This window comes from Mesorhizobium koreense, assembly GCF_031656215.1.
GTDB classification, from domain to species: Bacteria; Pseudomonadota; Alphaproteobacteria; order Rhizobiales; family Rhizobiaceae; genus Mesorhizobium_L; species Mesorhizobium_L koreense.
Genome location: NZ_CP134228.1, coordinates 269,744 through 292,957, shown reverse-complemented (window position 1 = coordinate 292,957; position 23,214 = coordinate 269,744). Strand labels below are relative to the sequence as shown.

Below are 23,214 nucleotides of genomic sequence, written 5' to 3'. Positions count from 1 at the left end.
CCGGCAGGATGCGCGCTGCTACGCCTCTGGCCTCTCTTTTGCCCATGGGTAGGCCTAAAACGCGACTTGACGCACGCGACCCCGGCTCGCTAACAGGGGCGCGCTGAAAGTCGCGCTCGCCCGCTGGCGCGACCGGTTTTCCAAAGGGGTTCACCCATGTCGCGCAGGGAATACTACTTCACCAGCGAATCCGTTTCCGAAGGCCATCCGGACAAGGTTTGCGACCGCATCTCCGACGAGATCGTGGATTTGATCTACCGCGAAGCCAGGAAGGCCGGGATGGATCCGTGGGACGTACGCGTCGCCTGCGAGACCATGGCCACTACCAACCGTGTCATCATCGGCGGCGAACTCAGAGTGCCGCCCTCGCTGATGAAGAAGGACAAGCATGGCCGGGAGATCATCAATCCGGCCAAGTTCAAGTCCGCCGCGCGCAAGGCGATCAAGGCGATCGGCTACGAGCAGGACGGCTTCCACTGGAAGACGGCGAAGATAGAGGTTCTCCTCCACGGCCAGTCCGCCGATATCGCGCAGGGCGTGGACAAGTCGGCCAACAGCAATTCCGAAGGCGCCGGCGACCAGGGCATCATGTTCGGTTATGCCTGCCGCGAGACGGCCGACCTCATGCCGGCCCCGATCTATTACAGCCACAAGATCCTCGAACTCCTGGCCGCCGCGCGCCACAACAACAAGGGCGAGGCCGCAAAGCTCGGCCCCGATGCCAAGAGCCAGGTGACCGTTCGCTACGAGGACGGCGTGCCGGCCGAGGTCACCCAGATCGTGCTCTCGACGCAGCACCTCGATGCCTCCTGGAATTCCGCCAAGGTGCGCGAGGTCGTCGAGCCCTATATCCGCGAGGCGCTCTCGGACGTCCGCATCGCGCCCGACTGCAAATGGTATGTCAACCCGACCGGCAAGTTCGTGATCGGCGGCCCCGACGGTGACGCTGGCCTGACCGGCCGCAAGATCATCGTCGATACCTATGGCGGTGCCGCGCCGCATGGCGGCGGCGCCTTTTCGGGCAAGGACACGACCAAGGTGGACCGCTCGGCGGCCTATGCCGCGCGCTATCTTGCCAAGAACGTCGTCGCCGCCCGTCTTGCCGAGCGCTGCACGATCCAGCTTGCCTACGCCATCGGCGTCGCCCAGCCGCTTTCGATCTATGTCGACCTGCACGGTACCGGCAAGGTGCCGGAAGCGGTGGTGGAAAAGGCCTTGCGCGAGGTCATGGATCTGTCGCCGTCTGGCATCCGTCGCCATCTGGACCTCAACAAGCCGATCTACGCCAAGACGACCGCCTACGGCCATTTCGGCCGCAAGCCCGGCCGTGACGGCTCGTTCTCCTGGGAGAAGACGGATCTCGTCGCCGCCCTCAAGGAAGCCATAAAGCAGCGCGAAGCGGCCTGAGTCCCGTCGATCGCATGCCGGCGGGGGAGTGCCGCAAGAGGTCGACCGAAGCCTTTTTCGGCCGTCGGCACGGAAAGGCGCTAAGTCCGCGCCAGGCGACCGCGCTCGAGCGGTTGTTGCCGCGCTATCGGCTGGACCTTGCCCTGCCTGCGCCGGCGGATTTGTCGATCCTGTTCGGATGCGGCGCAACCGACATCCGGCTGGAGATAGGCTTCGGGGGCGGCGAGCACCTCCTCCATGAAGCCACGCGCCAGCCGGAGAGCGGCTTCATCGGCGTCGAGCCCTTCGTCAACGGCACGGCCAAGCTGATGATCGGGCTCGAGCGCCAGCCGCTCGACAATCTGCGGGTTTACGACGACGACGCGACGCGCCTGCTCGACTGGCTGCCCGCCGCCTCGCTCGCCTCCATCGATCTTCTTTATCCGGACCCTTGGCCGAAGAAGCGCCACTGGAAGCGCCGCTTCGTCAGCCCCGCCAATCTCGACCGCTTCGCCCGCGTGCTGAGGCCGGGCGGCGAATTCCGCTTCGCTTCCGATATCGAGAGTTATGTCAACTGGACACTGCTCCATTGCCGCGCGCACCCGGCCTTCGAATGGCTGGTTGGAGCGGCGACGGACTGGCAGGACGCTTTCGAGGCCTGGCCGGGAACGCGCTACGAGGCGAAGGCGTTGCGGGAAGGGCGGCGGCCGGCCTATCTCACTTTCATGCGCCTTTGACGGGCCGGCGCCCGGGTCGTAGGCTCGTCCCGGTGCCGGGAACCAAATCCACCCCGGCGCATCCAATCGGGATAGAGCGTGTCGCCCGAAAGTGGACGCCGGTTTCGGGACAGAGACATGTGTAGATGAGCAAGGAGGGCAGTAGATGGTCCATAAGGTCCGTATCCTCGACGCGGAGAACGTCACGCACAATGTTCGCCGCTTCCGCTTCGAGAAGCCGTCCGGCTATACCTTCACGCCCGGACAGGCGACCGACGTCTCGATCGACAAGGATGGCTGGCGGGAGAAGAAGAGCCCCTTCACCTTTACCAGCCTGCCGCATGACGATCATCTGGAATTCACCATCAAGATCTATTCCGATCATGACGGCGTCACCAACCAGCTCGGCGGCATGGGGGCGGGCGACCATCTCCTGATCCGCGATCCCTGGGGAACGATCCAGTACAAGGGCAAGGGCACCTTCATCGCCGGCGGCGCCGGCATCACGCCCTTCATCGCCATCCTGCGCGATCTGGCCGACAAGGGAACGGTCGAAGGAAACCGGCTCCTGTTCGCCAACAGGACCGACAAGGACATCATCCTGCGCGAGACATGGGAGAAGATGCCCGGCCTCGACCACCTCTTTGTCACCAGCGATGGAAGCGGCGGCTTCCCCTCCGGCCGGATCGGCAAGGAGTTCCTGAAAAAGCACGTGAACGACTTTTCCCAGCACTTCTATGTCTGCGGCCCCGACGCGATGGTGGCCGACCTCATGGCCGCGTTGAAGGAGCTGGGCGCGAAGCCCGACGCGCTGGTCTTCGAGAAATAGGGGCGCCGGCCCCGATTGGAGCCGCTTCGGTCTTGCAAATCCTCCGCCAATCGACTATTTGAGATCTAAATTCTTGGTCGGTTTGACGAAGAGTGGGTCCACCCGGTCCCGCTCTTTTTTGTTAATACGGCGGATGACGGAGACCGAATGACCGAAGCCGGAAAGGGCGACGACCGCATCGTTCGCGAGAGTGGCACCGACGCGCGCATCGCGCTGATCGTCGAGCCTGTCCTCGCGGCGGACGGATATCGCCTCGTGCGCGTCCGGCTTTCCGGCCAGAACGGCCTGACGCTCCAGATCATGGCCGAGCGGGAAGATGGTACGATGACGGTCGAGGATTGCGAGGCGGTCAGCCGCCTCCTGTCGCCGGTCCTCGACGTCGAGGACCCGATCGACAAGGCCTATCACCTCGAGATTTCCTCGCCGGGTATCGACCGCCCGCTGGTGCGCAAATCGGATTTCGCCGACGCCGTCGGCCGGCTGGTCAAGGTCGAGACCTCCATCCAGGTCGCCGGCCGCAAGCGGTTCCGCGGGCGCATCGTCGCGACGGATGACGCTGGTTTCACGGTCGAGACAGACAAGCCGGCGATCGGCGAGGATTTCAGGACCACACTTCCCTTCGAGGCGATCGCCGAGGCGCGGCTGGTGCTGACCGACGATCTGATCCGCGATGCGCTGAGGAAAGACAAGATACTCCGCGAGGGGCGTGACGAACAGGACGACGGGCATGACGACCCGCAGGGCGAGGAAGCCGTGCCGAACGGACAGGACAGGATTTGACGTCCGGCCGGACACGGCCGAGGCAATATTAGGAGAAATGAAATGGCAGTCAGTGCGAACAGGCTGGAGCTTCTTCAGATCGCCGACGCTGTGGCGCGCGAGAAGTCGATCGAGAAGCAGATCGTGATCGACGCGATGGCGGATGCGATCCAGAAGGCGGCGCGCTCCCGCTATGGACAGGAAACCAACATCCGCGCCGACATCAATCCGAACACCGGCGAGATGAAGCTGCAGCGCCTGATGGAAGTCGTGGAGGATGTCGAGGATTTCGGCCGCCAGATCGCGTTGAAGGACGCGCGGACGAGGAACCCCGACGCGCAGGTCGGCGACTTCATCGCCGAGCAGCTTCCGCCGATGGATTTCGGCCGCATCGCCGCCCAGTCGGCCAAGCAGGTCATCGTCCAGAAGGTGCGCGAGGCCGAGCGCGACCGCCAGTACGACGAATACAAGGATCGGGTCGGCGATATCGTCAACGGCACGGTGAAGCGCGTCGAATACGGCAACGTCATCGTCGATCTCGGCCGTGGCGAGGCGATCGTCCGTCGCGACGAGCTGATCCCGCGCGAGAACTTCAAGTACGGCGACCGCGTGCGCGCCTATGTCTACGACGTGCGTCGCGAGCAGCGCGGCCCGCAGATCTTCCTGTCGCGCACCCATCCGCAATTCATGGCGAAGCTGTTCACCATGGAGGTGCCGGAAATCTATGACGGCATCATCGAGATCAAGTCGGTCGCTCGCGATCCGGGCAGCCGCGCCAAGATCGCCGTCATCTCGCGCGACTCGTCCATCGATCCGGTCGGCGCCTGCGTCGGCATGCGCGGCTCCAGGGTCCAGGCGGTGGTCGGCGAATTGCAGGGCGAGAAGATCGACATCATCCCGTGGTCGCAGGACGCCGCCGCCTTCATCGTCAACGCGCTGCAGCCGGCGGAAGTCGCCAAGGTGGTGCTCGACGAAGATGCGGAACGCATTGAAGTCGTGGTGCCGGACGACCAATTGTCTCTTGCCATCGGCCGTCGCGGCCAGAATGTCCGCCTCGCCTCGCAACTCACCGGCTGGGATATCGACATCCTGACCGAGGAAGAGGAATCGCAGCGCCGCCAGAAGGAATTCGTGGAGCGCTCGAACCTCTTCATGGAGGCGCTCAATGTCGACGAGATGGTCGGCCAGGTGCTGGCCTCCGAAGGCTTCACCAGCGTCGAGGAAGTCGCCTATGTCGAGTCCGACGAGATTTCCTCGATCGACGGTTTCGACGAGGACACCGCTTCCGAAATCCAGGCGCGCGCCCGCGAATACCTGGAACGCATCGAGGCCGAGCACGACGCCAAGCGCAAGGAACTCGGCGTCGCCGACGAATTGCGAGAGATACCGGGCATCACGACGGCCATGATGGTCACGCTCGGCGAGGACGGCGTGAAGACGGTCGAGGATTTCGCCGGCTACGCGGTCGACGACCTCACCGGCTGGAAGGAACGCAAGGACGGCGAGACCAAGATGTTTCCAGGTGTGCTTGCCGATTTCGGCACGACGCGTGCTGAGGCCGAGCAGATGGTGCTTGCCGCGCGCCTCAAGGCGGGCTGGATCACCGAGGCCGACCTTGCGGCCGAGGAAGAGGAAGATGGCGAGCCCGGCGAGAACGCCGAGCTGGCTGGCGCCTGAGCCATGCCACGCCGGGTCTGGAGCGAACGGGTAGTTGGAACCGTTGGAACCCATGAACGAGCGCACATGCATCGTGACGCGCCAAGCGGGCGAGGCCGACAGCCTCATCCGCTTCGTTCGCGGGCCTGACGGATCGGTCGTTCCAGATCTCAAGCGGAATTTGCCGGGGCGCGGCTGCTGGGTGACGGCCGACCGCGCCCATGTCGACCGCGCGGCGGCGAAGAACCTCTTTGCCCGCGCGCTCAAGGCCGACGTGACGGTCGGCCCCGATTTCGGCGAGACGGTGGACGGCCTCATTGCCCGCGCAGCACTTGGTGCGCTCGGGCTGGCGCGCAAGGCCGGCTCGGTCGTCCTCGGCGCGGTCAAGGTCGAGGATGCGGTGCGCAAGGGGTCAGCGCTTCTCGTGCTGCATGCCAATGAAGCGTCCGAAGACGGCGTGCGCAGAATTGCGTCCGCCCGCCGCGCGACCGTTCATGCCGGCGGCCCCGGCATACCCGCCTATAAACTCTTTTCCGAGGCGGATTTGGGTTTGGCATTTGGGGGCACAAATGTGATACATGCTGCCGTGCTCGCGGACGGAGCGGGCCGGTCGGCGCTGAAGCGCGTGGTGGCGCTCGACCGTTTCCGGGGCGGCTTCCCGGAAGAGAATCTTGAAATTGCGGCAGTGGCGGATGTGATCGGCGCCGCGGATAGTGCGGCCGCAGAGGATGTGGAATGAGTGATATCAAATCGAGTGACGACAAGACCTTGAGCGTCAGCACGAAGAAGACGCTGACCCTGAAGCGGCCCGGCATGGAGCAGGGCACCGTGCGGCAGAATTTCTCGCACGGACGCACCAAGTCCGTCGTCGTCGAGACGAAGAAGCGGAAGTTCTCGATGCCGGGCGAGCGCGCCGAGCAGCCGGTCGCGCTCAAGCCGCGCGCGCCGCAACCCGCTCCGCAACCGGCGCCGCCGGCGAGGCCGGCAGCGCCGGAGCAGCCGGTTCGCCCGACGGCGGCCCCGTCCGAGCGGTCCGGCGTCGTACTCAACGAATTGTCGCGCGACGAGATGGAGGCACGCCGCCGGGCCCTGGAGGATTCCAAGGTCCGCGAGGTCGATGAGCGCCGCCGCGCCCAGGATGACGCCAAGCGCCGGTCGGAAGAAGAGGAACGTCGCCGCCAGGAGCGCGAGGAATCGGCGCGCCGCCAGGCGGAGGAAGAGGCGAGGCTCAAGGCCGAGGCCGAGGCGCGCCGTCGCGCCGAGGAAGAAGCGCGTCGCCGCGCCCCGACCGATGCCGCCGGCGTTGCCGAGGAGATCGAGGAAGAGACGCGCAGCCGTGGCGGAGCCGCGGTGCGGCGCGGCCCCGTCAAGCCCGAAATCGCGCGTCCCGCGCGGCCGACGAAGGGCGAGGAGGATCGCCGTCGCGGCGGCAAGCTGACGCTGAATGCCGCCCTCTCGGATGAGGATGCGCGCAGCCGCTCGCTGTCGTCGATGCGCCGGCGTCAGGAGAAGTTCAAGCGGGCGCTTCATCAGGAACCGCGCGAGAAGATTTCCCGCGAGGTGGTGTTGCCGGAGACGATCACCATCCAGGAACTGGCAAGCCGCATGGCCGAACGCGCCGTCGACGTGGTCAAGTTCTTCATGAAGCAGGGCCAGATCATGAAGCCGGGCGACGTCATCGACGCCGACACGGCGGAACTGGTGGCAAACGAATTCGGCCACACGGTCAAGCGCGTGATGGAATCGGATGTCGAGGAAGGCCTCTTCAACGTCCAGGACGATCCGGAACTTCTGGAGCCGCGGCCGCCCGTCGTGACCATCATGGGCCATGTCGACCACGGCAAGACATCGCTTCTGGACGCCATCCGCGATGCCCACGTGCAGGTCGGCGAGGCCGGCGGCATCACCCAGCATATCGGCGCCTACCAGGTCGAGAAGAACGGCCAGAAGATCACCTTCATCGACACGCCCGGCCACGCGGCCTTCACGGCCATGCGCGCCCGCGGCGCCCAGGCGACCGACATCGCCGTGCTGGTGGTGGCGGCCGACGACAGCGTCATGCCGCAGACGATCGAATCCATCAATCACGCCAAGGCGGCCGGCGTTCCGATCATCGTGGCGATCAACAAGATCGACAAGCCGGAGGCGGATCCGCAGAAGGTGCGCACCCAACTCCTCCAGCACGAGGTCTTTGTCGAATCCATGGGCGGCGAGGTGCTCGACGTCGAGGTCTCGGCCGTCAAGCGCACCAATCTCGACAAGCTTCTGGAAGCGATCCTTCTCCAGGCTGAGCTTCTCGACCTGAAGGCCGATCCGGAACGCACCGCAGAGGGCGTCGTGATCGAGGCCAAGCTCGACAAGGGCCGCGGTCCGGTGGCGACCATGCTGGTGCAGACCGGCACGCTCTTGACCGGCGACATCGTCGTCGCCGGCAGCGAATGGGGGCGTGTGCGCGCGCTGATCAACGATCGCGGCGAGCATCTGGACGAAGCGCCGCCTTCCACGCCGGTCGAGGTGCTCGGCCTGCAAGGCACGCCGCAGGCCGGCGATCGCTTCGCCGTCATCACAAACGAGGGGCGTGCGAGAGAGATCACCGAATACCGGCAGCGCGTCGCCCGCGAGAAGGCGGTCGCCCGCCAGTCCGGCCAGCGCGGCTCGCTCGAGCAGATGATGTCGCAATTGCAGACGGCGGGCCTGAAGGAGTTCCCGCTGGTCATCAAGGGCGACGTGCAGGGCTCGATCGAGGCGATCGTCACGGCACTGGACAAGCTCGGCACCGACGAGGTGCGCGCACGGATCGTCCATTCCGGCGCCGGCGCGATCACGGAAAGCGACGTGTCGCTCGCCGAAACCTCGGGCGCGGCCATCATCGGCTTCAACGTCCGCGCCAACAAGCAGGCGCGTGAAGCCGCCGAGCAGGCGGGCATCGAGATCCGCTACTACAACATCATCTACAATCTCGTGGATGACGTGAAGGCGGCGATGTCGGGCCTGCTCTCGCCGGAGCGCCGCGAGACCTTCCTCGGCAATGCCGAGATCCTGGAGGTGTTCAACATCACCAAGGTCGGCAAGGTCGCAGGCTGCCGCGTCACCGAAGGCAAGGTGGAGCGCGGCGCGGGCGTGCGCCTGATCCGCGACAACGTGGTCATCCACGAAGGCACGCTGAAGACGCTGAAGCGCTTCAAGGACGAGGTCGCCGAGGTGCCGGCCGGCCAGGAATGCGGCATGGCCTTCCAGAATTACGAGGACATCCGCCAGGGCGACGTCATCGAATGCTACCGCGTCGAGATGGTGAGCCGCACGCTCTGAGCCGCTTCTGCGGCGATCGAAATACGAAGGCGGCGCCCGGCCCCGGGTGCCGCCTTTTCGCTGTTTTCCACCGACCGTGAAACTTCGAATAAAATGCGCCCGGACCCATTAAGCGAACCGCCATCCGAATCGGCCATAAGATTCCCTGCGGCGGGCGAATCTTTGGTGAGGACGATGCAGAGCGATTTTGCCGCCGTGCGTGAACTCCTGGAATGCGCCTATAACCGGCTGACGGGGGCCGATCCGGCCAGCCAGAAAATAAGAGAGGCCGTGGACACGCTGATCGAAGAGGCGGCGATCGCCGAGTGCCAGCGCTCGCCGATGGTCGTCATCCCGTTCCCGAAGACACGGCGCGGCTGACCGCAAACCTGCCCGGTCCGGCGCCTGCCTCGACCGCATATTCCTGGCCGCTTCCCGTCTATGACAAACGAAAGTTGCATTGACGCGGCGATTTTCAGTCGGCCTATACTCCCCACCGATGACCTGGTCGCCTCTGGCTGCAACGGCTCGAGGAGTCGGCGTTTACCTGGCGGTGGGGCGGAACAGCGGGGACGCGGTCATATCGGGGTCACGGCCAGAAACTGGAACTACAGAACCTAAATCCATGGGAGGAATTCATGGCAGAATTCAAATCAGGCAATAAGGGCATGGGCGGCGTTTCGCGTCGGCACGTGCTGCAACTCGGCGCGGGCGTCGCCTCGGCGGCGTTCATCCCCGGCCTCGGCACCATCGGCTGGGCTTACGCCGACGACAAGCCGGCGATCGGCACCTGGCCGGCCGGCTCGCAGGGCGACACGGTCTATCTCGGCGCGGCCGTTCCGCTGACCGGTACGTACGCGGCGCAGGGCGCGGACGAACTCAAGGGATGGGAACTCGCCGTCGACCATATCAATGAGGGCCACGAACTGATGAAGAAGTTCGCGCCCAAGATCGACAAGGGCCTCCTCGGCAAGAAGGTGAAGCTTCTCTCGGCCGATTCGGGCGCGAAGCCCAACAATGCGGTGCAGGCCGAGCAGACCTTCATCAACCAGAACAAGATCATCCTGATGACCGGCTCGACCTCGTCGGCTGTCGCGGTGGCGCTCAACAAATTCGCCCAGCGCGAGAAGATCCTGTACGTGGCCGGCATCTCCGGTTCCAACGACACCACCGGCAAGGACTGCGTGCGCTACGGCTTCCGCCAGAATTTCTTCGGCCAGACCGCCGCCGCCGCGATCGGTCCGGTTCTCGTGAAGCAGTTCGGCAAGAACCGGAAGGCGGCGTTCATGACGCCGGACTACACCTACGGCCACACCGTCACCAAGTCGGTGAACGATTATTTGAAGGAGCATGCCGGCTGGGAGATGGTCACCAACCAGGTGTCGCCGCTCGGCACGCAGGACTTCAGCCAGTATCTCACCAACATCGCCAATTCCGGCGCCGAGTTCCTCGTCAACGTCAACTGGGGTCGCGACGCCGTGCTCTCCACGCAGCAGGCGAAGCAGTTCGGCCTTCTGCCCAAGATGACGCTCGTCATCCCTTACCAGATTCCGTTCCTTGCCAAGGAAGTCGGGGCGGAAATCACCGAGGGCGTGTTCGCGGCGACCGATTTCTGGTGGACGCTGGAGGACAAATATCCGCTGGCCAAGATGTTCGTGGATGCGTTCCAGAAGAAATACGGCTACCGGCCGGAATGGGGCGCCGAAAACAGCTATGTCAGCTTCGCCCAGTGGGCGCGGATGGTTTCGGAGGCGGGCAGCTTCTACCCGCCCGACATCATCAAGCAGTATGAGAAGGGCGAGACCATCCCCTCCCTCATCGGCGACGTCCACTACCGGCCCGAAGACCACCAGTGCATCCGTCCGGTCGTCATCGTTCGCGGCAAGGCCAAGAAGGACATGAAGAACGACGAGGACTTCTGGGAAGTTCTCGAAGTGGTGCCGGGTGAGGGCCTGATGCAGAAGCCTGACGAGTTCGGCTGCAAGCTCGGCGATTATACCTGATCGTGCCTGCCCCTCCGGCCTCGGCCTGAGGGGCGCTTCGCCGGCGTGCCGGCACACCTGACGCAATCACGCATGTTCCCGGCGGGCGGCCGGGAGCATGCAACTTCGATATCGGCATCGAAATGTTCGAATCGATCCACGATTAGGGCGGGACGACGTGGTCAACTGGGCGAATTTCATATCGCAATGTTTCAACGGGCTGGTGCTCGGCGCGCTTCTCGCGGTGATCTCCTCGGGCCTGACGATCATCTACGGTACGCTGGGCGTGCTCAACCTGGCGCATGGCGCCATGTTCATGCTCGGCGGCTATGCCGGCTGGCTGGCCTACACCTATTCCGGCTCTTTCATCGTGGCGCTGGCCGCAGGCTCGCTGTTCGTGATGCTGGTCGGCGTGGTGACCGAGCGGCTGATCATCCGCCATTTCTATTCACGGCCGCCTGAAGACCAGCTTCTCGTCACCTTCGGCCTCGGCATCGTCTTCGTCGAAGGCGTGCGCTTCTTCTTCGGCAGCCTGTCGAAGACGACGCCGCCGCCGGCGATATTCCAGGGCATCACCGATCTCGGCTTCATGTTCTACCCGACCTATCGGCTTGCCGCGCTCGGCATCGTCGCTATCGCGCTTCTGGTGCTCTACTACGTACTCTACAAGACCCGCATCGGCATGATCGTGCGCGCCGGCATCGAGGATTCGGTGATGGTCGATTCGCTCGGTATCGATGTCTACAAGGTCTTCATGCTGGTGTTCGGCATCGGTGCCATGGCGGCGGGCTTTGCCGGCATCGTCAACGCGCCGGTCGTCTCCATCGCGCCCGATGTCGGCGAAGCGATCCTGGTGCAGACTTTCGTGGTGGTCGTCATCGGCGGTGTGGGCTCCTTCCCCGGCGCCATCATTGGCGGCCTCATCGCCGGCGAGATCATCTCCATCACCTCGATGTTCAATCCCGCCTATTCCTATGTCATGCTGTTCGTGGCGATGACGCTTGTGCTGGTGCTTCGTCCTCACGGACTGCTCGGCACGGCGGGCCGCGAGTAAACGCGGCTATCCGATGCTCAGACAACGCCCCTTCCTCGTCGAAATCCTGACTGCGATCGCGCTGATCGCGGCGCCTTTCGTGCTGCCCTATCTGGGCTTCACGCCGACCACGATCAACCGCATCCTCATATGGGGCCTGCTCGGGATCGGCTTCGATCTCCTGTTCGGCTATACCGGCCTGCTCTCTTTCGGCCAGTCCGCCTTCTTCGGCACGGGCGGCATGTTCGCGGCCTATATGCTGACGGAGACCCCGCTCGAGAATACGATAGTCGCCCTGATCCTCGGCACGATCGTAGCAGGCGTCGTCGGCTATCTGGTCGGCCTGATCGCGCTCAGGCGCACCGGCATCTACTTCGCCATGATCACCGTGGCGATCGCCGAAGTGTTCTTCTTCGTCGAGTTCAACCCGCTGGCGGAATATACGGGCGGAGAAAACGGCCTGCCGGGAGTGCCGACCCCGAACCTGGAACTCGGTTTCACGACGATCCAGTTCGACTCGAACTGGTCGATGTATGTCTTCTTCGCGTTCTGGTATTTCGTCGGGCTGGTCATCGCGCTCAGGATCGTGCGCTCGCCCGTCGGACTTCTGCTGCGCGCCATTCGCGACAATCCGCTGCGCGCCGAGGCGCTCGGCCACAACATCCACGGCTACAAACTCGCCGTCTTCGTCATCGCGGCCATGTACACCGGTTTCGCCGGCGGCCTGCTCGGTATGCTGCAGGGCTTCATGCCGCCGGACGCCTTCATGTTCGCGACTTCGGGCGAGATCGTCATACAGACCGCGATCGGCGGCGCTGGCACCTTGTTCGGACCGCTGCTCGGCGCGGCGGCCTGGCTTTACATGAGCGATTTCTTCCAGACGACGCTCGATCTCGGCGCTACCTGGAAGCTCGTTCTCGGTATCGTGTTCGTGCTGCTCGTCTGCTTCCTGCGACGCGGCCTCGTCGGTGCCATCGTCGATCTTTATCACCTGGCGACGCGCGAGAAGGATGGTGCGGAGAAGGCCGAGCCGGCGCCCGCGCCCGCGGCGGTTGTGCCTCCCTCGCCCGCACCTGTGAGGGCGGCGCCCGAGCCGGCGTTGGCAAGGCATAGCCCGACCGGCGGCAAGTCCGGCCAGATCCTGCAGGCAACCGGCCTCACCAAGCGGTACGGCGGCGTGGTCGCCAACAGCGATATCGACTTCACGGTCGATCACGGCGAGATGCGCGGCATCATCGGGCCGAACGGGGCGGGCAAGAGCACCTTCTTCAAGATGCTCACCTGTGAGGTGCCGCCGACCTCGGGCAAGATCGTGTTCGAGGGGCGTGACATCACCAGCATGGGCGTCAATGACGTCTGCCAGCTCGGCCTCACCAAGAGCTATCAGATCAACCAGCTTTTCGAACGGCTGACGGTACGCGAGAACCTGGCGATCGCCGCGCTCGGCGAATTGAGGGGCAGGTTCAAGCTCGACCTGTTCAGGAGCCTGTCGGGCGTTCCGGGCCTCGACCAGCAGGTCGCGAAGACGGCGTCTCTCGTCAATTTGAATGCGCGGCTGAATACGCCGGTCTCCGAGCTCGCCTATGGCGAGAAGCGGCGGCTGGAGGTCGGATTGGCGCTGGCGACTTCGCCGAGCCTCCTCCTGCTCGACGAGCCGCTCGCCGGCATGAGCCCGCAGGAGCGCGTCGAGACGGTGGCGCTCCTGAAATCGATCGCGCAGGGCCGCACGATGATCATCATCGATCACGACATGGACTCGCTCTTCGAACTGGTCGAGAAAGTCACCGTGCTGCAGGAAGGCAGCGTGCTCGTCGAGGGCACGCCCGAAGAGATCAAGACAAACGCGAAGGTTCAGGAAGCCTATCTCGGCGGCGTTCAGGGAGAGATGGCATGAGCCTGCTCGAAGTCAGCGGCCTGAACAGCTACTACGGCGACAGCCACATCCTGTTCGACGTTTCGCTGCGTGTTGAGAAGCATGAGGTCGTGGCGCTTCTCGGCCGCAACGGCGCCGGCAAGTCGACGACGCTGAAGAGCCTGATGGGCGTGGTGACGCCCAAGGCCGGCAGCGTCAAGCTCGACGGCGAGGAACTGGCGGGGAAGAAGGCGCACTCGATCGCGCGGCGCGGCATGCAACTCGTGCACGAGGACCGCCGCATCTTCGGTAGCCTCGATGTAGAGGAGAACATCATCCTTGCCGGGCTGACCGCCGACAACAAATGGCCGCTCGAGCGCATCTACACCATGTTCCCGCGCCTGAAGCAGCGGCGCACGAGCCGCGGCACCGATCTTTCCGGCGGCGAGCAGCAGATGCTGGCGATCGCGCGGGCGTTGGTGCGCGACCCGAAGATCGTCCTGCTCGACGAGCCGTTCGAGGGGCTGGCCCCCGTCATCGTGCAGGATCTCGTGCGTGCGTGCCACGATCTGGCGCAGGCCGGCCAGACCATCGTGCTGGTCGAGCAGAACCTCGCCGCCACGCTGGCGCTGGCCGACCGCGTCTACATCATCAACAACGGCCATATCGCCCATGAAGGCCCCGCCGCCGAGTTGAAGAAACAGCCGGATCTCCTCCAGCGCTATCTCGGCGTATAGCGTCGGCGTTCGCGGTTCCGCTTTTCAGATAGTGCACAGCGACGGCCGAAGGGCGGAGGCGGCAAACCACCACGCACGTCATCCCGGAAGGTAGCCCGAACGTAGTGAGGGCGGCCTGTCCGAGGCCCATTCCGTAACTGCGCGCAAACGTGACGGCTCCCCATCCTCGGCGATTGTCGGAGGGGCCAATGACACGCCGTCATTCCCAATCTCGTGAGCGACTGAAAGGAGCGGAGAGTGTCGGGAATCCAGGCCCGAGCGATGGTGCCGCGAGCCGGAGGGTTCGGAATGGACAGGACTTCTTCATCACTGGTGTTCGTCCGTAAGGCCACAGCATGGATTCCCGACACTCTCCGCTCCTTTCAGTCGCTCACGAGGCCGGGAATGACGGAGGGAGGGGCCTCCCGCCAAAACATGGACAGATTTACGCCTGTCAGCCTGCGGAAGCCGCTGATCTCCGGCATTCCGCATTTTTCTTCTGTCGTTTCTCTCCACGCCTCCTGCCCTTCCTCCATAATCGTTGCCGGTTCCTCCCATCGGGAACACCGATCATGACGGTGATTGCGTGGGGAGGAGCCGGCGCCTCCGCCGTGATGCTGACGTGGCATCACGGCCGGGGAGGTCCCGCCTGGAGGTTCCCCTGGGGGCACTATGACCCCTGCGTGCCGGTAGAAGGCACACAGACCCCGGGACGAGCGCTGGATCTGATCGGAGTGACTACCCTTCGGCAGGTTCAGGGCGAGGCTCGGGGAGCAGCGGAACAGGCGGGAACAGAAATCGCCGGCGGGGCGCGCGTGTCGCGCCACCTGTTTCAATTCGGAAGGCACGGCCTCGCGCCCCGCTTCCCGACTGAGCAATGGCCAGGGCCGGAAGGCAGCGTGGCGAGGATGAGGCGTAGTCACGGAAATACTGCCAACCGGGGTATTCTGTGTTAGACGAAACCGGCATTCGTTCGCGGAAGGGCGGAAATTGAAGGAGAGCGGAAAGGCCGCCGGTAAGGGCTCCGATCGCAAGGCGCGGCTGGCGGAGGAACTGCGTGCGAACCTCCAGCGGCGCAAGGCGCAGGCGCGCTCGCGCCGCGCAGGCGAGGCCGATCGCAGGCCGGAGGGCATCGCCGCGGCGCAGGTGTCTGACGCGTCGGTGCACAAAAAGGACGAAATCGGCTAGGATAAGGGCCGAAGGGGATTCGCGTACGGGGCATTCGCTGACCGTCTTTCCTTGAACAGCCATCCGCGATCGTCTAGATCGCCCTCCCGCAATGCCCGCACCGGGCGCATCACGGAATTTCTCATGGATCGCATCAGGATCGCCGGCGGCAGAGAGCTCAACGGCACTATTCCCATCTCCGGCGCCAAGAACGCAGCGCTGCCTCTGATGATCGCGTCGCTCCTCACCGACGACACGCTGACGCTCGAAAACGTGCCGCATCTGGCCGATGTCGAGCAGCTTATCCGCATCCTCGGCAACCATGGCGTCGACTATTCGGTGAACGGCAGGCGCGAACATCAAAACGGCGGCTATTCGCGTACCATCCATTTCACCGCGCGCCAGATCGTCGATACGACCGCGCCCTATGAACTGGTCTCGAAGATGCGCGCCAGTTTCTGGGTCATCGGGCCGCTTCTCGCCCGCATGGGCGAGGCGCGTGTTTCGCTGCCCGGCGGCTGCTCGATCGGCACGCGCCCGGTCGATCTTTTCATCGACGGGCTCTCCGCTCTGGGCGCGGAGATCGACATCGAAGGCGGCTATATCGTAGCGCGCGCGCCGAAGGGGCTTGTCGGAGCGCGCTATGCCTTTCCCAAGGTCTCGGTCGGCGCCACCCATGTCATGCTGATGGCGGCCGCGCTCGCCAGGGGTGAGACCGTCATCGAGAACGCCGCCTGCGAGCCGGAAATCGTCAATCTCGCCGAGTGCCTCAACAAGATGGGCGCCCGCATCGAGGGCGCCGGCACGCCGACGGTGAGGATCGACGGCGTCACCTCGCTTTCCGGCGCGCGCCATCGCATCATCCCCGACCGCATCGAGACCGGCACCTATGCCATGGCGGTTGCCATGACGGGCGGCGATGTCATGCTGGAAGGCGCCGAGCCGGAGCTCCTGAAAAGCGCGCTCGACACGCTGGAGCAGACGGGCGTGGAGATCGTGCCGCTGAACTCGGGAATCCGGGTCAGGCGGAACGGCGCCGGCATCCGGCCGGTCGACGTGACGACCGCGCCCTTTCCCGGCTTCCCGACCGATCTGCAGGCGCAGTTCATGGCCCTGATGACCATGGCCAAGGGCAAATCGCGCATCACGGAGACCATCTTCGAGAACCGCTTCATGCATGTGCAGGAACTGGCGCGGCTCGGCGCCCATATCGGCCTGGCCGGCCAGACGGCGATCGTGGAGGGCGTATCCGGGCTCAAGGGCGCGCAGGTGATGGCAACCGACCTGCGCGCGTCGGTCTCGCTCGTCATCGCCGGGCTTGCGGCGGAAGGGGAAACGACGGTCAACCGCGTCTACCATCTCGATCGCGGCTTCGAGCGGCTGGAAGAGAAGCTTTCCGGCTGCGGCGCGAAGATCGAACGCATCTCCGGATAGCGGCAAGGGGCGGGGCACTCGCAATGCGGTTGCGCGACCTTCCCGTTACGCATAACACAGGCCTGTACCGGCATGATTGTCATGCCGAAGTTGAACGCACCGGCCCGGGCGGAATCCATGGACCAGCTCAAGCTTGCCGCTCTTGACGAAGAAGACCTGAAGGTCATCTCCGCGCATGTGCAGGATGCGCTGATGCAGATCGGCGACATCGACTACAGCCCGGCGCGGAAATGGTTCCTGGTGCCGATGAACCGCTTCGTGCGCGACGGCAAACGCAGCCTTTTCCGGCGCAAGTACGAAAGACGGCGCAGCGTTCTTCATTTCGAGCATGTGCTTTCGGTCAGGAGCACCGGCATCGACCGCGAGAATATCAAGGACGTGCTGTCGCTTCTCGCCATCCGCTTCATCCCGGGCGACGCGCCGGCCGGCACGATCGAACTCGTCTTCGCCGGCGAGGCGACCATCCGGCTCGACGTCGAATTCATCGAGGCGCGGCTTGCCGATCTCGGGGCCGCCTGGGAAACCTCGTCCCGCCCCGCGCATTTCGCCTGAACCGGCAGCACGACATGGCCCGCACGCTCGACCATAAAAGCCCGGATTTCGAAGCCGAATTCGCCGCCCTTCTCGCCGCCAAGCGCGAGGTCTCGGAGGATGTCGACGCCGCCGTGCGCGAGATCATCCGGCGCGTGCGTGATGAGGGTGACGCTGCGCTGTTCGACTATTCAAGGAAATTCGACAGGCTCGACCTTGAACGCACGCCGCTCCTTGTCGGTGAGGACGAGATCGACGCGGCCATGGCCTCGGCCGACTCGGCGACCGTGGATGCCTTGAAGATCGCGCATGGGCGCATCCGGGCGCATCATGAGCGGCAGAAGCCGAAGGACGACCGCTATACCGATCCGATCGGCGTCGAGCTCGGCTCGCGCTGGACGGCGATCCAGTCGGTCGGGCTCTACGTTCCGGGCGGAACGGCGAGCTATCCGAGTTCGGTGCTGATGAATGCCGTGCCGGCGCGTGTCGCGGGCGTGGAGAGGATCGCGATGGCCGTGCCCGCTCCCGGCGGTGCGCTCAACCCGTTGGTGCTGGTTGCAGCACGCATCGCCGGAGTTTTTGAAATCTACCGGATGGGCGGTGCGCAGGCCGTCGCGGCGCTCGCTTACGGCACGCAATCGGTGGCGCCGGTCGCCAAGATCGTCGGCCCCGGCAACGCTTATGTGGCCGCCGCCAAGCGGCAGGTCTTCGGCACGGTCGGCATCGACATGATCGCCGGGCCTTCCGAAGTGCTGGTCGTCGCCGACGCGGAGAACGACCCGGACTGGATCGCCGCCGATCTTTTGGCGCAGGCCGAGCACGACACGGCGGCGCAATCCGTTCTGATCTGCGATAACGAGGATTTCGGCAAGGCGGTCGCCCGATGTGTTGAAAGCCAGCTTAAGCACCTGCCCCGAAGGGAAATAGCCGAGGCGAGCTGGCGCGATTTCGGCGCGATTGTCGTCATGGAAAAGCTGGGCGACGCGATACCGCTGATCGACCGCATCGCCGCCGAGCACCTCGAACTGGCGATGCGCGACCCGGAACCTTTCCTGGCGAGGATCCGCAACGCCGGTGCGGTTTTCATCGGGCGGCACACGCCCGAAGTGATCGGCGATTATGTCGGCGGCTCCAACCATGTGTTGCCGACGGCGCGCTCGGCGCGCTTTTCCTCGGGGCTCTCCGTGCTCGATTTCGTCAAGCGCACCTCGATCCTGAAGCTCGGCCCGGAGCAACTGCGTGAACTCGCTCCGGCGGCGATCAAGCTTGCAGAGGCGGAGGGGCTGGGGGCGCATGCGCGTTCGGTCGCGATCCGGCTGAACGGATAGGCCGTTGCCGCCATGTCCGACAGGCCGTCCGCCAATGACCGACTGACCGACGTGGAACTCGACGCGTCGATCGGGCGCTCCACGCCCGACGTCGAGCATGAGCGCGCCGTCGCCATCTTCGACCTCGTCGAGGAGAACAGCTTCCATCCGGTCGCCGACGAGGGCGAAGGGCCTTATCGGTTGAAGCTTTCGCTGGTGGACGCCAAGCTGATGTTCGCCGTCTCGCGCGAGGATGGCGAGCCGGTCGTCACCCACATCCTTTCGCTGACGCCGTTCCGGCGCATCGTGAAGGACTATTTCCTGATCTGCGAGAGCTATTACGCGGCGATCCGCTCTTCCACGCCGAGCCAGATCGAGGCGATCGACATGGGCAGGCGCGGCATGCACAACGAGGGTTCGCAGACTTTGCGCGACCGTCTCGCGGGCAAGATCGAGGTCGATTTCGACACCGCGCGCCGGCTCTTCACGCTGGTTTGCGTGCTGCATTGGCGCGGCTGAACTTGACGGCGGTTGCCTCCCCACCCCCCGCAGCCACGGAACACGCCGTTTCCGGTTTGCCGCGTTCGATCCTGTTCCTGTGCGGCCAGAATGCCATCCGCTCGCCGATGGCGGAATTGCTGGCCAGGCGCGTGCTGCCCGCCTCGACCTTCGTTGCATCGGCGGGGGTGCGGACCGGAGAGCGCGATCCGTTCGTCGACGCCGTGCTGGCCGAGGCCGGCCTGTCGCTCGGCAACCGCCACCCCCGCTCGCTCGACGAACTGGAAGACGACTATTTCGACCTGATCGTGACGCTGGCGCCGGAAGCCCATCACAGGGCGCTGGAGATGACGCGCTCGATGGCTATCGATGTCGAATACTGGCCGACCGCCGACCCGACGACGGCGACCGGCACGCGCGAGCAGATCCTTTCAGCGTATCGCGACGTTCGCGAGCGGCTGGCACGGCGCATCGCCGAACGTTTCGCCCCGCTCGCGGCTTCTCCGCCTCGGGAATAAGTTTGTTCACAAAGCCCTCCTGATCATATAGGTTCCGCGCCAAATCCGGCTCGCCGCCGGGTTCGCAATCCAGCAAAAGGTTTCGAATGCCGAAGGAAGAAGTCCTCGAATTTCCGGGCGTGGTCACCGAACTCCTGCCCAATGCCATGTTTCGCGTGAAGCTTGAAAACGAGCACGAAATCATTGCCCACACGGCCGGCCGCATGCGCAAGAACCGTATCCGCGTGCTGACCGGCGACAAGGTTCTGGTCGAGATGACGCCTTACGACCTGACCAAGGGCCGGATCACCTACCGCTTCAAGTAATCGCCGCGGGCTGAAAGCCCCTCCGACAGGATCGCCATGAGCGCATTGCAGAAGCTGGTGCTTGCCTCCGGATCGCCGCGGCGGATCGAGCTCTTGCAGCAAGCCGGCATCGAGCCGGACCGCGTCATGCCCACCGGCATCGACGAGACGCCGGCGCGCGGTGAGCATCCACGCTCGCTCGCCAAGCGGCTGTCACGCACCAAGGCGGAGCGAGCCGCTGCCTCGCTCCATAAGGAAGCGGGCGGCGAGGGGTCTTTCGTGCTGGCCGCCGATACGGTGGTGGCGGTCGGGCGCCGCGTCCTGCCCAAGGCGGAAATCGCCGAGGAGGCGTCGAATTGCCTGAAGCTGATCTCCGGCCGTTCGCATCGCGTGTTCACCGGCATCTGCCTCGTTTCGCCTTCCGGCAAGGTGCGCCAGCGGCTGGTGGAGACTCGCGTCCGCTTCAAGCGCCTGACGCGCGAGGAGATAGACCTCTATGTCGCCTCGGGCGAATGGCGCGGCAAGGCTGGCGCCTATGCCATCCAGGGCCTGGCCGGCAGCCTAGTCGTCAAGATCGTCGGTTCCTACACGAATGTGGTCGGCCTGCCGCTTTACGAGACCGTCTCGCTCCTGACGGCGGAGGGCTACCATGTCCATGCCAATTGGGCGGCCGCCGCAACGGTATGAGCGGCTTTCCCCGATGGCGCGCAATGAATCCATGCCGCCGTCGCATCGGTATCCGCTGGGGCGGGCTTGATCCATTCACCCTCGAACCCAGATAGAACCAGGTCCGGCAGCCACCCATGCGCCGGCTCCCGATCGAGAATGGGAACTGAAATGACCGATATCGACACCGGCAAGGTGACGCCGCTGAGACCGAGACGGCCCTGTCCCGAATGCGGCAAACCTTCGGCGCGCGAGCACTATCCGTTCTGCTCGAAGCGTTGCAAGGATGTCGACCTGAACCGCTGGCTGTCGGGACGTTATGTGATCCCTGGACGGGACGAGGAAGACGAGGCGAGCGGCGGCCAGCCGGAATAGGTAGGGTCTCGGCTCGGCAACACCCTCTGCTACGAATAAACGGCACTGAAACAGCGGCGGGAAGCGGCATTTCCCGCCCGTGCCACGGCCGCCGATCTCGCATCTGCCGGCCCCACCGCCTGCCGTCCGGCCACATGGCAGGATCGCCCATGCATTCTGCGCCTGGGCGCTGGACAGGCCGGATTCTCGTGCTATAACCCACGCGCTTCCGGGGAGCTTCGGCTTCCCTGATCGTTCTGGCCGCGCGCCGCGACGGACCGGATGCCCAGGTAGCTCAGTTGGTAGAGCAGCGGACTGAAAATCCGCGTGTCGGTGGTTCGATTCCGCCCCTGGGCACCAGCAACCTTAAGTTGTATAAATTTGTAAAAATTCTCCAATAAAATCAATAGCTTGATGGATTAGGTTTTTCTAATGCAACCTGATTTCACCGAATATTTGCGGTGTTTATGACGGTATCTTCGATTGACTGCTGCCACGATACCGTCATAGACACAGAAAACTGATTTAATTCAATATATTGATTCCATTACATAATCTGGAGCTACAGCCGGCGGGAGCGACATCTACGTTTCCCACCGCTGCCTTTATCGGTAGGCAAACCGCGCCGCATGGCTTGAAGGCCTCCGTTGACGGTCAAACAGAGCGAACGCCTTCACCAGCTTTGGTGGTGCGCTCGATCATCTCGTCGGCCGAGCATGAGCCGGATATTGGCAGAAGACCTGTTGACGGAATATGCCAAATATGGCATACCCTTTGTGCGGAGGCGCGGGGACGTGTATCTATTATCCCCTTTTTAATTAGCTTGGGAGGAGTTGAAATGAAAGCTCAAACAATATTTAGGATTGGGAGGACAAATGTCCAAGCCGGTATTTTTTATTGGATCAAGTAAAGAAGATATTAAGGATTTTCCAGAAGAAGTAAGGAAAGAGATTGGATTTTCTCTTTATCTGGCGGAGTCAGGTGATAGGGCCATTAATGCTGTACCGTTGGCTGGATTCGGGAACTCAATGGTCCCGGAAATCGTTGTTAGCCATCAGTGTGACGCATATCGTGCAGTCTACACCGTTCAATTCAAACATGCGGTCTATGTCCTGCATGCGTTTATGAAAAAGTCAAAGAAGGGCATCGCAACGCCGAAACGTGAAATGGATTTGGTGAGGCAGCGTCTGAAAGCTGCTGAGGCTCATCATCGAGCCAATTTCGGTCAGAAGGAAAAGAGGACACTCAATGTCAGTAATTAGGAGCGATAATGACCAGATCGTCCAAAGCTCCGGGGATATTTTTGCCGATCTGGATGTTAAACTCAACCCGGAGGACATTATTCGAATTGAAATCGCACGCGAAATCACGCGGGTGATTCAGAGCCGGAAATATACCCAGGTCGAAGTTGCTCGAAGACTTGGGACAAATCAAGCACGAGTTTCGGATATCACAAGAGGTAGGCTTGATCGTTTCACAGCTGATCGTTTGCTGCGATATTTGCTTGCGCTTGGCGTTAATTTGGATGTTCACACGTCAGATGCGTCCGGGTCAAATGTCCGGTGTGAACCGCAAGGTACTGTCCGATTTCATCGGACCCTGGCGGCCGCCTGTGGCTAAATTTTTTGCCGCATAAGATTGCCGTTCACATCCATAGCGCTCCGCACATGTCCTTCCTCGCGCATTGAGCGGAGCGCTTTGGTGGTGTGCTTCGTGAGATCGGACAAATACTTCCTGTCTCGCGCATCTTCGCCGCGAATTAGGCCGGCGATCTCGCTGGTTATGTTGCGGCTGGGCAGCGAACGGCCTGTCCCCTTCCTGTAGCTCGCGATAGGTCGCCTTGAACGGCTTTCGCTTCCTGTAGAGATGCAAGACCCCGTGGAGGATGGCATTGGCGTCATCACTGATCGCTTGGCTGTTTATCAAGCGGCAGCAATTCTTTTCCCTTGGAGCGCGAGGCCAGCCGTACGACGAGGGCAAACTATCGATCGGAGAAATCGCATTGTTGGTTGATATCCCTCCTCGTCATATTGCGCTCGCCATAAGCGATATCGATTGCTTTCCAAAGATTGACTGGGACGAAACCTCGTGCCTGTGGATCGTGATATGGTCGTCGATCCCGCAAGCCATGCTCGCTATATCGATCAGTAAAAGCGGTTGAGCTTATAGTCAAATAAGCAATCTTAAGTTGTTTTTGATGACGGTGTTTTAAGCGGTATCTGGCCGGCATTCTTCGTA

The 23,214-nt window shown here is 63.4% G+C and carries 24 protein-coding genes and 1 tRNA gene; all 25 read left to right on the top strand.

Features of this window, described 5'->3' with window-relative positions; genetic code table 11:
• The first annotated feature begins 156 nt into the window (after positions 1-156).
• The 25 genes from metK to RBH77_RS01205 all read left to right on the top strand — a co-directional run bounded on the left by metK (position 157) and on the right by RBH77_RS01205 (position 23,137).
• Positions 157-1,407 (top strand): methionine adenosyltransferase, encoded by a 1,251-nt coding sequence (gene metK / locus RBH77_RS01320; protein ID WP_311030359.1) that lies wholly within the window; start codon positions 157-159, stop codon positions 1,405-1,407.
• A gap of 14 nt (positions 1,408-1,421) precedes the next feature.
• On the top strand, positions 1,422-2,123 hold the full coding sequence (gene trmB / locus RBH77_RS01315; protein WP_311030358.1) for a tRNA (guanine(46)-N(7))-methyltransferase TrmB: 702 nt from the start codon (positions 1,422-1,424) through the stop codon (positions 2,121-2,123).
• A 145-nt stretch (positions 2,124-2,268) separates the two neighbouring features.
• Positions 2,269-2,931, top strand: a complete 663-nt coding sequence (locus RBH77_RS01310; protein ID WP_311030357.1) for an FAD-binding oxidoreductase — start codon at positions 2,269-2,271, stop codon at positions 2,929-2,931.
• Positions 2,932-3,078: 147 nt separating this feature from the next.
• The gene (rimP, locus tag RBH77_RS01305) at positions 3,079-3,711 is read left to right on the top strand and encodes a ribosome maturation factor RimP (RefSeq protein WP_311030356.1); all 633 of its coding nucleotides are present in this window, start codon (positions 3,079-3,081) and stop codon (positions 3,709-3,711) included.
• A gap of 42 nt (positions 3,712-3,753) precedes the next feature.
• Positions 3,754-5,367 (top strand): transcription termination factor NusA, encoded by a 1,614-nt coding sequence (gene nusA, locus RBH77_RS01300; RefSeq protein ID WP_311030355.1) that lies wholly within the window; start codon positions 3,754-3,756, stop codon positions 5,365-5,367.
• A 52-nt stretch (positions 5,368-5,419) separates the two neighbouring features.
• Positions 5,420-6,085, top strand: coding sequence for an RNA-binding protein (locus tag RBH77_RS01295; protein ID WP_311030354.1), 666 nt, complete (start codon positions 5,420-5,422; stop codon positions 6,083-6,085).
• Positions 6,082-8,655: a translation initiation factor IF-2 gene (gene infB, locus RBH77_RS01290; RefSeq protein WP_311030353.1), complete on the top strand. Its 2,574-nt coding sequence runs from the start codon at positions 6,082-6,084 to the stop codon at positions 8,653-8,655. The genes RBH77_RS01295 and infB overlap by 4 nt, the downstream gene beginning before the upstream one ends.
• A 174-nt stretch (positions 8,656-8,829) precedes the next feature.
• Positions 8,830-9,015, top strand: a complete 186-nt coding sequence (locus RBH77_RS01285; protein ID WP_311030352.1) for a hypothetical protein — start codon at positions 8,830-8,832, stop codon at positions 9,013-9,015.
• A gap of 257 nt (positions 9,016-9,272) precedes the next feature.
• Positions 9,273-10,637 carry a substrate-binding protein gene (locus tag RBH77_RS01280; protein ID WP_311030351.1) on the top strand — a complete coding sequence of 455 codons (1,365 nt, stop codon included), beginning with the start codon at positions 9,273-9,275 and terminating at the stop codon, positions 10,635-10,637.
• Between the two features lie 157 nt (positions 10,638-10,794).
• Positions 10,795-11,670, top strand: a complete 876-nt coding sequence (locus RBH77_RS01275; protein WP_311030350.1) for a branched-chain amino acid ABC transporter permease — start codon at positions 10,795-10,797, stop codon at positions 11,668-11,670.
• Between the two features lie 13 nt (positions 11,671-11,683).
• Complete coding sequence (locus tag RBH77_RS01270; RefSeq protein ID WP_311030349.1) at positions 11,684-13,543, top strand: branched-chain amino acid ABC transporter ATP-binding protein/permease; 1,860 nt, start codon at positions 11,684-11,686, stop codon at positions 13,541-13,543.
• Positions 13,540-14,238, top strand: a complete 699-nt coding sequence (locus RBH77_RS01265; RefSeq protein WP_311030348.1) for an ABC transporter ATP-binding protein — start codon at positions 13,540-13,542, stop codon at positions 14,236-14,238. Before RBH77_RS01270 ends, RBH77_RS01265 begins: the two co-directional genes overlap by 4 nt.
• Positions 14,239-15,207: 969 nt before the next feature.
• On the top strand, positions 15,208-15,405 hold the full coding sequence (locus tag RBH77_RS01260) for a hypothetical protein (RefSeq protein ID WP_311030347.1): 198 nt from the start codon (positions 15,208-15,210) through the stop codon (positions 15,403-15,405).
• A 123-nt stretch (positions 15,406-15,528) separates the two neighbouring features.
• Entirely contained in the window at positions 15,529-16,818 is a 1,290-nt protein-coding gene (gene murA / locus RBH77_RS01255; protein ID WP_311030346.1) for a UDP-N-acetylglucosamine 1-carboxyvinyltransferase, read from the top strand.
• Between the two features lie 117 nt (positions 16,819-16,935).
• Positions 16,936-17,370 (top strand): DUF2948 family protein, encoded by a 435-nt coding sequence (locus tag RBH77_RS01250; RefSeq protein WP_311030345.1) that lies wholly within the window; start codon positions 16,936-16,938, stop codon positions 17,368-17,370.
• 14 nt (positions 17,371-17,384) lie between these two features.
• Complete coding sequence (gene hisD / locus RBH77_RS01245; protein ID WP_311030344.1) at positions 17,385-18,677, top strand: histidinol dehydrogenase; 1,293 nt, start codon at positions 17,385-17,387, stop codon at positions 18,675-18,677.
• 12 nt (positions 18,678-18,689) lie between these two features.
• Positions 18,690-19,175: a UPF0262 family protein gene (locus RBH77_RS01240; protein ID WP_311030343.1), complete on the top strand. Its 486-nt coding sequence runs from the start codon at positions 18,690-18,692 to the stop codon at positions 19,173-19,175.
• Between the two features lie 2 nt (positions 19,176-19,177).
• The gene (locus RBH77_RS01235) at positions 19,178-19,672 is read left to right on the top strand and encodes an arsenate-mycothiol transferase ArsC (protein WP_311030342.1); all 495 of its coding nucleotides are present in this window, start codon (positions 19,178-19,180) and stop codon (positions 19,670-19,672) included.
• 86 nt (positions 19,673-19,758) lie between these two features.
• Positions 19,759-19,977 (top strand): translation initiation factor IF-1, encoded by a 219-nt coding sequence (gene infA / locus RBH77_RS01230; RefSeq protein ID WP_006200926.1) that lies wholly within the window; start codon positions 19,759-19,761, stop codon positions 19,975-19,977.
• A 36-nt stretch (positions 19,978-20,013) separates the two neighbouring features.
• Positions 20,014-20,643 (top strand): Maf-like protein, encoded by a 630-nt coding sequence (locus RBH77_RS01225; protein ID WP_311030305.1) that lies wholly within the window; start codon positions 20,014-20,016, stop codon positions 20,641-20,643.
• Between the two features lie 150 nt (positions 20,644-20,793).
• On the top strand, positions 20,794-20,997 hold the full coding sequence (gene yacG / locus RBH77_RS01220; RefSeq protein WP_311030304.1) for a DNA gyrase inhibitor YacG: 204 nt from the start codon (positions 20,794-20,796) through the stop codon (positions 20,995-20,997).
• Between the two features lie 263 nt (positions 20,998-21,260).
• Positions 21,261-21,336, top strand: a tRNA-Phe gene (locus RBH77_RS01215).
• A 515-nt stretch (positions 21,337-21,851) separates the two neighbouring features.
• Positions 21,852-22,238: a type II toxin-antitoxin system RelE/ParE family toxin gene (locus tag RBH77_RS01210; RefSeq protein WP_311030303.1), complete on the top strand. Its 387-nt coding sequence runs from the start codon at positions 21,852-21,854 to the stop codon at positions 22,236-22,238.
• Positions 22,225-22,596: a helix-turn-helix domain-containing protein gene (locus tag RBH77_RS23955; RefSeq protein WP_371832824.1), complete on the top strand. Its 372-nt coding sequence runs from the start codon at positions 22,225-22,227 to the stop codon at positions 22,594-22,596. The genes RBH77_RS01210 and RBH77_RS23955 overlap by 14 nt, the downstream gene beginning before the upstream one ends.
• A 271-nt stretch (positions 22,597-22,867) precedes the next feature.
• On the top strand, positions 22,868-23,137 hold the full coding sequence (locus RBH77_RS01205; protein ID WP_311030302.1) for a hypothetical protein: 270 nt from the start codon (positions 22,868-22,870) through the stop codon (positions 23,135-23,137).
• Positions 23,138-23,214 lie beyond the last annotated feature (77 nt).

Excerpts from the sequence above, each read along its gene's own strand:
- infA (WP_006200926.1), top strand. The coding sequence starts at position 19,759 with ATGCCGAAGGAAGAAGTCCTCGAATTTCCGGGCGTGGTCACCGAACTC.
- infB (WP_311030353.1), top strand. The coding sequence starts at position 6,082 with ATGAGTGATATCAAATCGAGTGACGACAAGACCTTGAGCGTCAGCACG.
- RBH77_RS01225 (WP_311030305.1), top strand. The coding sequence starts at position 20,014 with ATGAGCGCATTGCAGAAGCTGGTGCTTGCCTCCGGATCGCCGCGGCGG.
- RBH77_RS01240 (WP_311030343.1), top strand. The coding sequence starts at position 18,690 with ATGTCCGACAGGCCGTCCGCCAATGACCGACTGACCGACGTGGAACTC.
- nusA (WP_311030355.1), top strand. The coding sequence starts at position 3,754 with ATGGCAGTCAGTGCGAACAGGCTGGAGCTTCTTCAGATCGCCGACGCT.
- RBH77_RS01210 (WP_311030303.1), top strand. The coding sequence starts at position 21,852 with ATGTCCAAGCCGGTATTTTTTATTGGATCAAGTAAAGAAGATATTAAG.
- RBH77_RS23955 (WP_371832824.1), top strand. The coding sequence starts at position 22,225 with ATGTCAGTAATTAGGAGCGATAATGACCAGATCGTCCAAAGCTCCGGG.
- RBH77_RS01265 (WP_311030348.1), top strand. The coding sequence starts at position 13,540 with ATGAGCCTGCTCGAAGTCAGCGGCCTGAACAGCTACTACGGCGACAGC.
- RBH77_RS01270 (WP_311030349.1), top strand. The coding sequence starts at position 11,684 with ATGCTCAGACAACGCCCCTTCCTCGTCGAAATCCTGACTGCGATCGCG.
- trmB (WP_311030358.1), top strand. The coding sequence starts at position 1,422 with ATGCCGGCGGGGGAGTGCCGCAAGAGGTCGACCGAAGCCTTTTTCGGC.
- RBH77_RS01285 (WP_311030352.1), top strand. The coding sequence starts at position 8,830 with ATGCAGAGCGATTTTGCCGCCGTGCGTGAACTCCTGGAATGCGCCTAT.
- RBH77_RS01295 (WP_311030354.1), top strand. The coding sequence starts at position 5,420 with ATGAACGAGCGCACATGCATCGTGACGCGCCAAGCGGGCGAGGCCGAC.
- yacG (WP_311030304.1), top strand. The coding sequence starts at position 20,794 with ATGACCGATATCGACACCGGCAAGGTGACGCCGCTGAGACCGAGACGG.
- murA (WP_311030346.1), top strand. The coding sequence starts at position 15,529 with ATGGATCGCATCAGGATCGCCGGCGGCAGAGAGCTCAACGGCACTATT.
- RBH77_RS01250 (WP_311030345.1), top strand. The coding sequence starts at position 16,936 with ATGGACCAGCTCAAGCTTGCCGCTCTTGACGAAGAAGACCTGAAGGTC.
- rimP (WP_311030356.1), top strand. The coding sequence starts at position 3,079 with ATGACCGAAGCCGGAAAGGGCGACGACCGCATCGTTCGCGAGAGTGGC.
- RBH77_RS01280 (WP_311030351.1), top strand. The coding sequence starts at position 9,273 with ATGGCAGAATTCAAATCAGGCAATAAGGGCATGGGCGGCGTTTCGCGT.
- hisD (WP_311030344.1), top strand. The coding sequence starts at position 17,385 with ATGGCCCGCACGCTCGACCATAAAAGCCCGGATTTCGAAGCCGAATTC.
- metK (WP_311030359.1), top strand. The coding sequence starts at position 157 with ATGTCGCGCAGGGAATACTACTTCACCAGCGAATCCGTTTCCGAAGGC.
- RBH77_RS01310 (WP_311030357.1), top strand. The coding sequence starts at position 2,269 with ATGGTCCATAAGGTCCGTATCCTCGACGCGGAGAACGTCACGCACAAT.